Origin of the sequence: Paludibaculum fermentans, from assembly GCF_015277775.1 — a bacterium.
Taxonomy (GTDB): domain Bacteria; phylum Acidobacteriota; class Terriglobia; order Bryobacterales; family Bryobacteraceae; genus Paludibaculum; species Paludibaculum fermentans.
On sequence record NZ_CP063849.1, the window covers coordinates 3,127,890 to 3,141,373 of the forward strand.

Below are 13,484 nucleotides of genomic sequence, written 5' to 3' on the forward strand. Positions count from 1 at the left end.
CAGCCATCTTTGGTTGTCTTGACGGATTCCGGGTGTCGTCTACGCTTGTACGAATGAAGAAAACTGCCGTATTGACCCTGGCCGCGGCGAGCGCGCTGATGGCGGCGGATGCTATCCCCGAGACGGTCCACTTTCCCAGCGCGGATGGGAAGACGCAGTTGATCGGGTATCTGTACCGGCCTGACGGCGCAGGTCCGCATCCAGCCGTCGTGCTGATGCATGGACGCGCCGGTGCGTACTCGTCCCTGGCCAAGGGCGTGTATGAAGCCAAGACGCTGTCGAAACGGCACAAGTTCTGGGGATCCTTCTGGGCGGAACGGGGCTATGTCACGCTGCTGGTGGACAGTTTCGGACCACGCGGATACTGGGAGGGCTTCGGACGCGGGAGCTACGATGAGCGGCCGTCGGAGGTGAGTGAGCAGACCGTGCGTCCGCTGGATGCTTACGGCGCACTGGAGTATTTGCGCAAGCGGAGAGACGTGGTGGCGGACCGGATCGGGCTGCAGGGGTGGTCGAACGGGGGCATGACTGCGCTGGTGACGATGTCGTCGCAGGCACCGGGGATCAGCATTCCCACCCCCGCAACGGGCTTCCGGGCCGCGCTGGCGTTCTACCCTGGTTGCGGCATGGCCGCGGTGCAGGACTCGTATGTGCCGTACGCGCCGCTGCACTTGTTTGTCGGGACTGCCGATGAAGAGGTGTCCCCCAAACGATGCCAGAAGTGGGAGAGCGATGTTCGGACACGGTCGAAGCTGATTGGCCTGACCACGTATGAGGGCGCGGAGCATAACTTCGACGATCCCAGTGCGAGCAAGCAGAAGAATGCGGCGAATGTCGAGGCAACCGAGGATGCGCGCAAGCGGGCCGAGGAGTATTTCGGTCGGCATTTGAAGCCTTGAGCTGGCGCGGGACATTGCCATCAGGTGTCCGCGCCGGCCGGTTTTCCAATGAAGTTGGGTCGTGCGTGTGCGGAGCCGCGACGAGATGCGATCGTGCTGAAGTTACGCATCCAGCGCCCGTAATGGCGAGTGGACCATAATCCGTACTTTTCAATACAGACGGGAACGAGCGACAGCCTGCCGGCGTCTAATGGGGCCATGCTGGAGATTCGCGCTCTCACCAAACGTTACGCCGGAGTGCCCGTCGTGAACCGGGTCAGTTTTCGGGTTGGGCCGGGAGAAATCCTGGGGTATCTGGGACCGAACGGGGCCGGCAAGAGCACCACGGTCAAGATGCTGATCGGCCTCATTGAGCCTTCCGAAGGGGAGATCCTGTTCCAGGGTGTGAACGTGGTTCGCGACATGAGGGCGTTCCAGCGGCGCATCGGCTACGTCGCCGAAGAAGCCCATCTGTACCCTCATCTTTCAGGGCGCGAATACCTGCGGCTCTCCGGACGATTGCAGGGCATGCGGCGCAATGTCCTCGACTCCAAGGCGGACGAACTGCTGAACCTGTTCGGACTTTGGGAGGAGCGCCACTCGCTGCTGGCATCCTACTCCAAGGGAATGCGGCAGAAGATCCTGCTTTCGTCGGCGCTCCTGCACGACCCGGAACTCCTGATCCTGGACGAACCGTTTTCAGGTCTCGACGTCGGCGCGGCGATGATCCTGCGCAGCCTGCTGCGCGCCCTGGCCGAGCGCAAGAAGATCGTGCTGTACAGTTCACACGTTCTGGAGGTGGTGGAAAAGGTAGCCACCTCCGTACTGATCCTGCGGAAGGGTGAGGTCGCCGCCCATGATTCCGTGGCCAATCTACGACTGCTGATGGCCCAGGCCTCGCTTGAAGGCGTTTTCGCCCAGCTCACGCGGGCCGAGGATACGGATTCGATCGCTCAACGCATCCTGGAGACGGTGGCGCGATGAGACAGAATTGGCGCGACTGGTTCGCCGAGACGCACGGGCCGCGTTTTGAACTGCTGCGTCATTTTCTGCCGCGCTTCTTTGACAGCGACCTCACCGGCTCCTCAGGCGACTGGACCCGCACCGCCGCCGGGGCGCTGGCAATTCTCGCTTCCAGTTGGATTCTGCTGTTCGCAACGCTGCTGCTCAAATACAACCAGCTCACCGGCAGCGGACAGCTGCAGAGGATCCCGGCGGAGATGGCGGCCGACTTAAACGCGCTGACCTGCCTGGCCGTGTGCATCACCACCTTGCTGGTGGCGGCGCTCTGGCAATCGTTCTACCCCAGTTTGCTCGACTGCCTGGCGCTGGCCGCCCGCCCAGTGAGCTTCGCCGATCTCTTTGTGGCGAAATTCTCGGCCGTGGTTATCGTTTACGGCGCATTTGTGCTGCTGCTCACTTTGCCGGCGGCCCTCGTCTTCCACATCGTCGCGGGGGCCGGAGCCGTCCACAGTTTCGTGGTCCTGGCCGCGGCCTGCACCGTGGCGTTCTTTACACCTGTCGCGCTGCAGGGCGTGCTGCTCAACCTGCTGCCCGCCCGGATCTTTGAGCGTGTGACGAACTGGCTGCAGGCCGCCCTCGCCGCGATCTCCATCGCAGGCTTCCCTCTGGCGGCCGGACCCGCGGCGGCGGTGTATGGCGGTTTAGGGATCTCTACCGGGCAGCTGTATCCGGCGGCATTTATCGCTCCGGGCCTGGCAGTGGCCGCCTTTCTGATCAGTTTCCAGCGCTATCGCAGCTTACTGCTGGAAGCACCACGCGTGCGGGCGCCGCGACAGTTCGATCTCCTGGTTCGCCTGCTGGATCTCTGCGTGCCTGACCCGCGCGAGCAGGCGGCTCTCTTCTTTATCTGCAAGACCATGTACCGCAGCCGCATCCACCGGCTGGCGGGCATCGCATATTCGGCCGTGGCCATTGCCTGGATGGCAAAGTCCGCCGCCGACGTTGCGGATGCCACCGGACCAGAGAAGGGCGCTGGAGGAATGGTGATGACGGCCTGCGCCCTGACTCTCACTCTCTTCATCCTGGTTGGGCTGCGCTACCTCTTTTCCCTGCCCGCGGATCTGCGATCGAATTGGATCTTCCAGATAACTGACCGCGACGGTCGCCGTGCCTGGCTGAGAGCGGTGGAGCGCTTCGTCCTCGCCTGCGCCGCGGCCCCCATCGGCATTGCGGCCGCCATCCTACTCGTTCGCGCGGAAGGGTTGTTTACCGTAGTAGCCTGGCCGGTCATCATGTGCTTTCTGGCTGCCGCCTGCTTCGAGTACCTCTTTCGCGACTGGCGCAAGATGCCGTTCACCTGTTCCTACCTGCCCGGTAAGCGGCCATTGATCCTCGCCTGCGCGAGCTACGCCGGCATGGCGCTGCTGCTGGCGCCAATTACGTGGATCGTGTATCACAGCGCAATCAATCCTTTCGGATTTCTTGTATTGCTGGCGATCGAAGTCGTGGTGTGGTGGAGCCTGCGGCGCGCACGCCTTAGCCGCTGGGGCCTGTCGCCCCTGCGCTATGAGGAGCGGCTGGATCCCGAACTCGAAGCCTTCAGCCTCAGTGATGAGGGCACAACGCTCGCCCAGGAGGAGTTCCACCGGGAATGGGCCGACTATACGAGCGGAGGTCCGGAAGCGCCCCTGGTGCGGGCATTGGGTGAGGGCGAGACGCGCGCGGGCCGGGTGCTGGAGTGGCTGCGCGACCTGCCAAGAGATCTCCGCTTCGGGCTGCGCTCAGTGGGCAGGAGCCCGGGTTTTGCCCTGGCCGCCGTGCTCACCCTGAGTCTCGGCCTGGGCTTGAACGCCACCTTCTTCACTGTATTCAATGCCTTCCTGCTAAAGCCGCTGGCCGTCCGGGATCCCGCCAGCCTGGTCTCGGCGGAATTCGAGACCCGCTACGGCTCAACGGTCCACCTGTCTTTGCGCGATGTCGAATCGGTCGCACAGCATATTGGGGCGTTCTCTGGCGTGGCCGTCAGCACGGTGGAGGGCGTCGGACTGGGCGGGCAGCCCGCTCGCGCCGGCATGGTGAGCGCAAACTACCTGTCGTTGTTAGGGGCGGGCACGCAGCTAGGCCACCCGTTTCAGGCCGGCGAGCAGGAACCCGTGCTGGTACTCAGCCATGCGGCCTGGAAGAGCCGCTTCGGAAGCGATCACGGTATCCTCGGTCGACGGCTGTCGATCAAGGGAGTCCCGTTCGAAGTGATCGGGGTGACGGTCCCGGGATTCACCGGAGCCCCGGTGGGCACGGTCGAAGTGGCGGATCCGAAGCTCGCCCGCTATGGAGTGGGCGCGCCCGATTTCTGGATCCCCATTGAGGCCTGGAACCGGCTATCCGGCCTGGCTGAGGTGCCCGCGCGCGGCGTGGTTGCGCGCCTGCGGACGGAGGTGAGTTCGCAGCAGGCCGAGGCGATGCTGACCGCTTACGCGCGGAGACTCACAGCGGGCCGCCCCGAATGGGATCACATTTCCCGCGCCAAGCTCGACGAACTGGACATCCCCGTCACCTGGACGGCGCTCACCTACTCGCTGCCCCTGCTCATCGCGTTCGGCCTCACCATGCTGATCCCCTGTGCGAATGCAGCCAATCTGATGCTTTCCCGGGCCATGGCGCGCCAGCGCGAGTTCGGTGTGCGGCTTTCCCTGGGAGCAGGCCGCGGACGTCTGGTGCGGCAACTCCTGACAGAGAGCCTGATTACGGCAGCGGCCGCCTCGGCCGCCGGGCTGATGCTCGCCCGGGTGGCCCTCCATTTCCTGCTGCAGCTGATTTATGCGACGGCTCCGCCCACGATCCTGTTCCGCATTCGGATCCCGGAACTTGCGCTCGACGGACACGTTTTCTTCTACATGCTCCTGGTGTCGATATTGACCACTGTCCTGTTCGCCCTGGCGCCGGCTGCACAGGCGACCCGAATCGCAGTGGCTACCGCACTGAGGGGCGAACTGGCCAGCCTGCGTGTGTCCCGGCTCCGCGACGCGCTCGTTGTGGGCCAGATCTCAGCCTGCGTGATGTTGATGGTCACCGCAAGCGTTCTGCTGCGCGGCGCCCGGCAGATGACGCTCATCGATCGCGGCTATCTGGCAGAGGGCGTGTTCGGCGTCGCCAATCAGAGCGTGGAGGACGCCCGTCAACTGCTTGCCATTCTCGACAAGGAACCCTGGATCGACACGCTCGCCTTCATGGGGCGGCCGTTGAACGACATGGATACGATCCAGGTGCGCGATGCCTCGCAACCGGGTTGGCAGAGGGTCTATCTGAACCGGATTTCCAGCGAGGGCTTCCGGCTGCTGCGCATCCCCATTGTTCGCGGACGTGCGTTCAGCCGGGTGGAGGCGGAGAACCGCGCACCGGTGGTGGTGGTCAGCGAACTGTCAGCTAAACAACTTTGGCCGGGAGAAGACCCGCTGGGCAAAACCATCCGGATTGAGCCGGACCAGCTGGACAATTCGCGGATGCCGCCATTCCGGGAGGCGATGGTGATCGGTGTGAGCGCGGATGTGGTGTCCAAAGCGAAGGACGCCGCGCCGCGGGCCTGCATTCACTTTCCCGACGTGCTGCGGACCGGCACGCTGGTGGTGGTGCGCGGCCAGGGGCCGGCTGAACATACCCGGCGGCAGTTGGCGCAGGCCCTTGGCCGCGCGCCAGGCTCCGCGCACGGCGCCCGGGTCGTCGCGCTGCAGGAGACGCTGGATTGGGAGGTCTATCCCCAACAGGCCGCTTCGTGGCTGTCCGCGTTGCTGGGCCTCATCGCCCTGCTTCTGTCCGTCTCCGGACTCTACGGAGTGATGTCCTATCTCGTCAGCCAGCGAACCAGGGAGATTGGGATCCGCATGGCCCTGGGCGCCACGAATGGTCAGATAGCCTCCTTCATCCTCGGGTATTCGGGACGCCTGGCCGCGGCGGGGCTGGCCTGCGGGACCATCCTGGCGGCGGGCGCTTTGCGCTACGTCGCGTCGGAGATCGATGTGATGATCAACCTGCACGATGTAGTGGGTTACGGGACGAGTCTGGCGGTGATGCTGCTGGCCATCCTGGCGGCTTCGTTCGGGCCCACGAACCGAGCTTGCCGGGTCGACCCGCAGGAGGTGTTGCGGCTGGAGTGAGGGCGAGGGGGCGGTAGATGACTGGCGAGTCGCGGTAGGGACGGCCATCACTGGCTGCCCCCCGCACAGATCCGTACGGGCGGTATTACCGCATACGGCTCCTACCTCGGATGCCTGTCGTCAAAGCGAACCTCGGGATAGGGATGGTACAACCGGGGCCGGGGCAACCAGCGTTGGAAGAGTCGAGTCATCCGGTCTGCGCCCAGTCGGCCTTTTTGGCTGCGCCGTTTCAGAACGTGCCACCACAGGCGCCCGATTCGTTCGCGAAACCGGTGCAGGCTCGCCCAGTTGCCCGGGACCGCGTGGTATTGGTTGAACCCTTCGACTACACGCTCCAGCCACTCGCCGACGTGCGGCACCGGCTCGTGCATCCGCGCTCGAAGCGTCTGCTTGATTTGCTGCAGCTTCGCTTCCAGCCGCTTCCTCACCGTCTGCCGCCAGATCGTATAGTGGCCGCGACTGGACCGCCCGCAGCGATGCGTGAAGCCCAGGAACGCGAAGCTCTCTGGTTCGCCCTCCCCCCGTTGTCGCCGGTTCGCCTGAGCAAACCTGCCAAACTCGATCAGCCTCGTTTTCTCCTTATGGAGTTCCAGCCCAAACTTTGCCAGCCGCTCCTCAAACTGCCTGAGAAATTGCTCGGCTTCCGTCCGATGCTCAAACCCCACCACGAGATCGTCGGCGTAGCGGACCACGATCATCTCGCCGGTCGCTGCCTTCTTCCGCCAGGCCTCTACCCACAAGTCAAAGACATAGTGCAGATACACGTTCGCCAGCAGCGGTGAAATCACCGAACCTTGCGGAGTACCCACTGCCGTCTCCGACCACTCGCCGTCCTCGCTTACTCCCGCCTTCAACCATTTCTGGATCAGGCGCAGAATGCGCTTATCGGCGACCCGGTGTTGCACAAACTTCATCGTCCATTCGTGGCTCATCCGGTCGAAAAAGCCCTGAATGTCGGCGTCCAAAATCCAGTTCACCTTCTTCCGCAGAATCCCCACACTCAGCGCATCCAGCGCCATGTGTGGGCTCCGCCCTGGCCGGAACCCGTAGCTGAATCCCCGAAAGTCCTCCTCGTAAATCTCGTTGAGGATGATCACCACCGCCTGTTGGACGACTTTGTCCTCCACGGCTGCGATGCCGATTGGACGCTGCCGCCCGTCGGCCTTCGGAATGTAGATCCGTCTTGAGGGTTGTGCCCGGTACGTTCCACGATGGATCCGGTCCTTCAGATCGGCGAGCCGCTCCTCCAGTCCCTCTCCGTACTGCTGCCACGTCGTCCCATCCACGCCCGGTGCCGCTTTCTTCTGCAGTTGCAGATAGCTTTGCCTCAGCAGATCGATGGTCAGATGGTGCAGCAGCGTGGTGAACTGTTCCTGTTTCCTCCCCTTCGCCACTTTGCGCACACCAGCCAGGCCCTGTGACACACCGTACCCGTCCTGTGCCGGTGGTATGTGGTCCTGCCCGGTGTTCTCCTTGGTTGGCGTCCTTCCCTCCACCCTCTCCGCCGCTTCAGCCTGTTGCTCCGTCGCTTTGTTCGAAGGTTTCATCGGTACTACGACACCATCCGACTCCTCACCGCCGTTCACGCCGGTCTCGTGGCTATCGCCTTTCCCGGCCGGACTGCTCCGATGCCGTGCAGCCGGCGATGAGGTCTCCCGGTTCTCGTGCATGCAGTTTCTCAGCGTGCCTGGGGTCTGCGACTACGTGGGATCCGGAGACGGACTCGCGATTTGCGCCCGCTCCGGCATGGCCTTCCCCTTCTGTCCACAGGGTCGGCATCCCAGAGGGTCATTCTCGAAGCTCAATACCCAGCCCACTGATCCCTCTGTCTACGCTTCGGTCCGCGCCTCGCGACGCGCCCCGCAAGACTCGAGGCCAGGTGGTTCGCTACTCCCTTCCTGTAGGACTCTTGCATTCCCTACTGCATGCCGGTTTATCCCGGCGCTCGGACAGACTGGCTTGCTCGAGCACGGAAGTCAGTGACTCCACCGGCACACGGCGGACTCCGGCGGATTCCCTGCGGTTGGTTCCGGAGAGTGCTGGAACCTCCTATACTCGGGGGTGAAGCGGAAGAATCTATGACTCGAGCGCAGTGGTATCGCGCGGCGGCCGTGATTGTGGTTGCGGCTGGCGGATTGCTTTTGATGAGTTCAATGGGGCGGCTGCAGTGGCCTTCCGTCCTGGTTTACTCCGGACTGGTGACCTTTGCCTGCGGACTTTTCTCGATTCTCGTGCCCGCGCGATGGCTGGGCTTCGCCCGGCGTCTCCACAGCCTGGCAGCCGGAGCCGGTGTGGGCGCTGTGCTCCTCGCGGCTGGCATGTTTTGGCCTCTCAGCGCCTACGATACGCCTTCTCCGACGAGCCGGATCGATGCCTTCCTGCCTGCGTATCACTTCCAGGAACGTCATGAACTCGTGGTGAATGCGCCCGTTGAACGCGTACGAGAGGCGCTGCGCCAGGTCACTTTTTCGGATATCGGCGCAATGCAGACGCTCGGACGAATCCGCGGGTTCGTGATGGGCGGCCCGCGGCGGCAGGCTCCCGCACAGGCTGGGGCGGCCCCGATGCCGGTGCTCGATGTGGTGAAGCGGCCAGAGTCCGGTTTCTTCACTTTGGACGATACGCCGCATGAGTTTGTCTTTGGACTCGCGGGCCAACCTTGGAACAACAAGCCCGTGCGGGTGACAGCGGAGGAGTTTCGAAGCTGGAGGCCGCCCGGGCAGGTCAAAGTCGCCGCGAATTTCCTGATGGAGGATGCCGGCGGCGGACGGACGCGGTTGATTACGGAGACTCGGATCGCCGCCACCGACGAAGCGGCCCAGCGCACGATGGCCCGCTACTGGGCGCTGGTTTATCCGGGCAGCGGGATGATCCGGTGGGGCCTGCTGCATGCGATCCAGGCGCGAGCGGAACGGCCGTGATCCGGGCACCGGGCAGAGGGGCTACCCACGCGAACTCCTCCGAGCCACCATACCTGCCATGACTGGCGGGCCTGGCGCTATCGCGTGAGTAGCCGCCCTGTTGCGGGCTACTGGCCTTCGCAGCTCACTTTATTGTTCCAGTCGACGAAAGCGCCGTTGGGGTTGTCGCGCCAGGCCCAGACGTGGAGTTCAAAGAAGGCTGGGATGCCGTAGCGGTTGGGGCTGTTCACGAATTGAAACGCCTGGCCTTCCAGCATCGGGGGGCTGGTGTGATTCTTCATCCACGTGGCGGCGTCGACGATAAACTCGACGCCAACCAGACGCATGCCGCCGCTGGACGGTTCGTAGATGAGCGCTTCGGGCCTGGTGGCGTCGACCTCGCCGTCGCCGACCAGATCGCCGTTGATGTAGTGGATGCCCATGGCTCCGTGATCGGGACCGCTGACACAGCCGAAGGCGGGCATGTAGCCGGCGCCGGCGGTGGCGTTGACGTCAAGGAAGGGCCGGGTGGCCAGGCGTACGATATCCACCAATTTGGCGGACACTTTGACGTTGTGGCCTGCGTGCATGCCGCCCATGTCGTCGGTGGCGGCGAAGAGGGCGACTGACCCGAGCAGCGCGGGCGCCAGCGCCAGCACCATCTGGCGCGTCGTTGCGCTGCAGATAAAAGTTCTCAATTTCCTCATTATGGTTTTTCCTTGAATAGAGATATGGAGGCTTTGGGGGCGCCTTTGAGCCAGCCTTGCCAGCCTCCCCACTCATGCAAGCGAGAGGCCCGCGAAGAATTAGCGGAGTTTCTGAGAAAAAATGTGAGCTTGATTTTGGTGGCGCCTGGGCGGGGCTCGATCGAAGGAAAGTCGAGTTGCAGTGACCTCGGTGGCGGGCCAGGAGCCGGGCTGAAGAGAGTGGGCGCGGTTACCTTGGCCCGGTCCGTTGAAGATGCGTGGGTGACCGTGGCCCGCTCGTTGCCAGTCGCGGTTCGCACCTATGTCCCCGAATGGACCAACGCGGCGGGGCCCCCTCCTTAACGGTCGGGGTTCGTAGCGGCCTGGTTCGATTGGCTTGCCAATTCTGCTTCCGGATCTCGCTTATTGAACAGGGAAGATGGAGAGTCGGATGACATTGACGGATGCTTGGGTGCCGCGGCGGGCACCCGATGGGGCGGACTTCCGCCAAATGCGCCGCAACACGGCTATTGCGCGAGACTGCGGCGGAGCCAGGCCTGCGCCAGGCGGAGATCGTGACGCACGACATGGACGGATTGCCCCGTGGCTTGGGCCGTTTCCTCCGCCGTCATGCCCCCGAAGTAGCGCATTTCGATCAACTGGGCCAGGGACGCGTCCTCTTGCGCCAGTTGTTCCAGCGCGCGGTTCAAGTGCAGCAGGTCGACGGGCTCCACACCGCCATTGCTGGCTACGGCCAGTCCGGTGGTCAAGGGAACCGCATCGCTGGCGCGCTTGTGGGCCGCTCGCGCGCGTGCATAATCCACCAGCACCTGGCGCATCACGCGGGACGCCACGGCCAGGAAATGGGCGCGGTCCTCGAAATGACGCTCCTGCCCGGCAACGAGTTTTACGTACACCTCGTTTATCAACGCAGTGGGCTGCAAGGTGTGGCCCGCGCGCTCGCCCCGCAGCTTCGCCGACGCGATGCGGTGCAGCTCTCCGTACAGCAGATCAACGAATTCGCTTAAAGCATTATCGCTACTCACGGGAAGGCCTTCCATGCTTCCGAGGCAAGCCAGATGACGTATCCTTAATCGTACAACTCTCTACTGTATCTCCTCAAGCTGGCTCACTCCTGGACGCGCAATGAATCACGAACTGCGAGAGCTGTTTCACGAGCTGGTTGGACTGACGCCTCGGGAGCGGGAAAAGGTCTTCCGGACTCGAGAGATTTCCGCCGAACTGAGGGCGGAAGTTGTGTCGCTGCTGAGTTACGAGTCGGAAAGTTTTGACGACCTTACCGGCGTGGTCGCGGCAGCCGCGGGGGAGTGGCTGCGCAACGCGGAGGGCGGCGACCCAAGCCATTGTGGGCCGTACCGCCTGTTGAAGCCGATTGGCGCCGGCGGCATGGGTGTGGTCTACCTGGCCGAGCGAGCCGACGGGGAGATCCATCAGACAGTCGCGGTGAAGCTGCTGCGCCAGTTCCAACGGCAGGAGTGGCACGACCGGTTCCTGAGGGAACGGCAACTGCTGGCGTCGCTCCAGCACCCCTCCATTGTCCATGTGGTGGACGCGGGCCATACGACGGACGGACGTCCGTATCTCGTGATGGAGTACGTAGACGGAGTTCCGATCGATGTGTATACAGCCGGGATCAGGGTGGAGCAACGGCTGAGGCTTTTCCTGAAGGTGTGCGAGGGCGTCTCGCACGCGCACCGGCGGCTGATCATCCATCGCGACCTGAAGCCTTCCAATATTCTGGTGACTCCGGCGGGTTCACCGAAGTTGCTGGATTTCGGGATCGCCCGGCTGGTGGACGAGACTGGCGAAGCGACACAGACGATCGAGCGGTTGCTGACACCGAACTACGCGAGTCCGGAACAGTTCGCGGGCGAAGCGCAGACGACGGCGACCGACGTGTATTCCCTGGGCGCCGTGCTGTACAAACTGCTCACGGGCGTGGCGCCACCCAGAAACCACCAGACAGGCGAGGCGGCCGCGCTGGCAGCGCCCAGCCGGATCAACCCGGAGGTCCCCAAGGATTTGGATTTCGTCCTGCGCAAGGCACTGCGCACGGAGCCGGAGGAGCGCTACAGTTCGGTGGATGAAATGGCGGGCGACATCAGGGCGGTGCTGGCGTGGAGGCCGGTGCAGGCCCGATCGGGTGACATCTGGTATCGCACCCGGCGCTTCCTGCGCCGCTACTGGGTGCCGGTGGCGGCCACGGCGGCGGTGGTGGCCAGTCTCTCCGCGGGGGTCTACTTCGCCAACCGGGAGCGAGCGATCGCGGAGCGGCGTTTCCAGGATGTGCGCCAACTGGCCGGGAAGCTGCTGGATGTCGATGTGGAAGTCGCGCAACTGGCGGGCGGCGCAAAGGCCAGGCAGCTGATTGTGGACATGGCGCTGGAGTATCTGCGGCGCGTGAGCGTGGATGCGCGGATGGATCCTGAATTGAGCCTGGAGGTGGCCACGGCCTACATGCGCGTGGCGCGGGTGCAGGGCGTCAGCATCTCGGCGAACCTGGGGCAGACGGACAAGTCCGAGCAGAACGAACGCAAGGCCGAGGAGTTGATCCAGGCGGTGCTGGCGGCGCGGCCACAGAGTCGCGTGGCCATTCTGCGATCGGCCCAGATAGCGCACGACCGGATGATCCTGGCCGGGGACGGAGGCCGTGACGAGGAAGCATTGCAGCTCGCCCGAAGGTCGGCTGGGGCCCTCAAGCGCTATCTGGGTTTGGCGCGGGCGGGCGCCTTGCCGGAACGGCTGGAAGCACAGCAGGCAATCATTACCGGGATCAACGTCGCGAACCGGTACCGTCTGGCAGGACAACAGGACGAGGCCCTGCAGCTCTGCGCCAGCACCATCGACTTCGCGAAAGCAACAAACTGGCCGAGCCAGACCGGCGCCACGCTGATGATTGTGGCCTTAATTCACCGGGAGCGTGGGGAACTCGACCAGGCGCTCCAGGCGATTCGGGAGTCGGTCAGGATCCTGGATCCGGGTACGCAGGAGAAGCGCCCAGGCCGTTTGCTGACGCTCTCCCTGGCGCTGGTGAGGGAAGGCCAAATCCTGGGAGAAGCCGACGCCATCAGCCTGGACCGGCCCAGGGAGGCCGAGGCCAGCCTGACGCGCGCGTTCACCATCGCGGACGAATTTGCCAGGCGCGATCCGAAGGATTTTCTCAGTGGACACCGTGCCTATTTCGCGGAAGCCAGGCTGGCGGACATCGTGCGGCATTCGGATCCGCGCCGAGCATTAGGACTGTACAACGACGCGCTGAAGCGTCTGGAGGGCACGACCGAGAATGCGGGCTGGCGCCGGAATATGGCCAGCACCCTGGCGGCATCCGTCTTTCCGCTGCTGGAACTCGGACAGAACGCCGAGGCGCGCCAACGTCTGGATGCTGCCTTTGGCCAACTGAGCACGTTGAAGCAGTATCCCGCGGAGACGATCGAACTGGGCTCAGAGGCGGTGCAGGGACTGCAGGCGCGGGCAGAGTATGAATCCAGGACGGGCAACGCCCGGCGTGGCGCCGAGATCTACCAGGAACTACTGGAGCGGGTGATGGCCTCGAGGCCGAAACCGGCATCGAATCTGCCGGAGGCCGTGGAGATGTCCAATCTCTACCGGAGTGCAGCCCGCATCCACAGGCTCGCCGGACAGGCCGGCAAGGCCTCCGCGCTGGACGCGGAGCGCCAAGCGCTCTGGCAGTCATGGCTTGTGAGGCTCCCGAAGAACGCGTTCGTGATGCGGCAACTCGAAGCCGCGAAGGCGGGGCGCTAGCCGGAGAGTTGCTGACGGCCCTGCAAGACCGCTTCCCGTGGTGGGCAGCCGGGCAATCCTGTCACGATTTGAGGGCCCGCGAGTTCTGAGTGCGCCGATGGCCTGCCCCACCGGCGTCACGGC

At 64.0% G+C, this 13,484-nt stretch carries 8 protein-coding genes; 5 read left to right on the plus strand and 3 right to left on the minus strand.

All coding sequences use genetic code 11. The features are described from left to right. The first annotated feature begins 53 nt into the window (after positions 1-53). The 3 genes from IRI77_RS12210 to IRI77_RS12220 all read left to right on the plus strand — a co-directional run bounded on the left by IRI77_RS12210 (position 54) and on the right by IRI77_RS12220 (position 5,992). The gene (locus tag IRI77_RS12210) at positions 54-899 is read left to right on the plus strand and encodes a dienelactone hydrolase family protein (RefSeq protein ID WP_228486708.1); all 846 of its coding nucleotides are present in this window, start codon (positions 54-56) and stop codon (positions 897-899) included. Positions 900-1,097: 198 nt separating this feature from the next. After that, a complete protein-coding gene (locus tag IRI77_RS12215; protein WP_194452331.1) occupies positions 1,098-1,862 on the plus strand; it encodes an ABC transporter ATP-binding protein in 765 nt (254 codons plus the stop codon). Then, positions 1,859-5,992 carry an ABC transporter permease gene (locus IRI77_RS12220; RefSeq protein ID WP_194452332.1) on the plus strand — a complete coding sequence of 1,378 codons (4,134 nt, stop codon included), beginning with the start codon at positions 1,859-1,861 and terminating at the stop codon, positions 5,990-5,992. The genes IRI77_RS12215 and IRI77_RS12220 overlap by 4 nt, the downstream gene beginning before the upstream one ends. 101 nt (positions 5,993-6,093) lie before the next feature. Here IRI77_RS12220 and ltrA read toward each other — a convergent pair whose 3' ends face one another. Further along, positions 6,094-7,539 (minus strand): group II intron reverse transcriptase/maturase, encoded by a 1,446-nt coding sequence (gene ltrA / locus IRI77_RS12225; RefSeq protein ID WP_228486824.1) that lies wholly within the window; start codon positions 7,537-7,539, stop codon positions 6,094-6,096. Between the two features lie 531 nt (positions 7,540-8,070). Between ltrA and IRI77_RS12230 the strand changes: the two genes are divergently transcribed. Continuing rightward, entirely contained in the window at positions 8,071-8,913 is an 843-nt protein-coding gene (locus IRI77_RS12230) for a hypothetical protein (protein ID WP_194452333.1), read from the plus strand. A gap of 107 nt (positions 8,914-9,020) precedes the next feature. Here the strand turns inward: IRI77_RS12230 and IRI77_RS12235 are convergent, their stop codons facing one another. Together IRI77_RS12235 and IRI77_RS12240 are read right to left on the minus strand one after the other, a co-directional pair. Beyond that, positions 9,021-9,599 carry a hypothetical protein gene (locus IRI77_RS12235; RefSeq protein WP_228486709.1) on the minus strand — a complete coding sequence of 193 codons (579 nt, stop codon included), beginning with the start codon at positions 9,597-9,599 and terminating at the stop codon, positions 9,021-9,023. A 506-nt stretch (positions 9,600-10,105) separates the two neighbouring features. Continuing rightward, positions 10,106-10,624 (minus strand): ECF-type sigma factor, encoded by a 519-nt coding sequence (locus IRI77_RS12240; protein WP_194452334.1) that lies wholly within the window; start codon positions 10,622-10,624, stop codon positions 10,106-10,108. A 100-nt stretch (positions 10,625-10,724) separates the two neighbouring features. Here IRI77_RS12240 and IRI77_RS12245 point away from each other — a divergent pair, with 100 nt between their 5' ends. Beyond that, a complete protein-coding gene (locus tag IRI77_RS12245) occupies positions 10,725-13,361 on the plus strand; it encodes a serine/threonine-protein kinase (protein ID WP_194452335.1) in 2,637 nt (878 codons plus the stop codon). Positions 13,362-13,484: the final 123 nt, after the last annotated feature.

Bases quoted from the DNA above. Each gene is read 5' to 3' on its own strand.
- IRI77_RS12235 (WP_228486709.1), bottom strand. From the start codon at position 9,599: ATGAGGAAATTGAGAACTTTTATCTGCAGCGCAACGACGCGCCAGATG.
- IRI77_RS12215 (WP_194452331.1), top strand. From the start codon at position 1,098: ATGCTGGAGATTCGCGCTCTCACCAAACGTTACGCCGGAGTGCCCGTC.
- IRI77_RS12210 (WP_228486708.1), top strand. From the start codon at position 54: ATGAAGAAAACTGCCGTATTGACCCTGGCCGCGGCGAGCGCGCTGATG.
- IRI77_RS12245 (WP_194452335.1), top strand. From the start codon at position 10,725: ATGAATCACGAACTGCGAGAGCTGTTTCACGAGCTGGTTGGACTGACG.
- IRI77_RS12220 (WP_194452332.1), top strand. From the start codon at position 1,859: ATGAGACAGAATTGGCGCGACTGGTTCGCCGAGACGCACGGGCCGCGT.
- IRI77_RS12230 (WP_194452333.1), top strand. From the start codon at position 8,071: ATGACTCGAGCGCAGTGGTATCGCGCGGCGGCCGTGATTGTGGTTGCG.
- ltrA (WP_228486824.1), bottom strand. From the start codon at position 7,539: ATGAAACCTTCGAACAAAGCGACGGAGCAACAGGCTGAAGCGGCGGAG.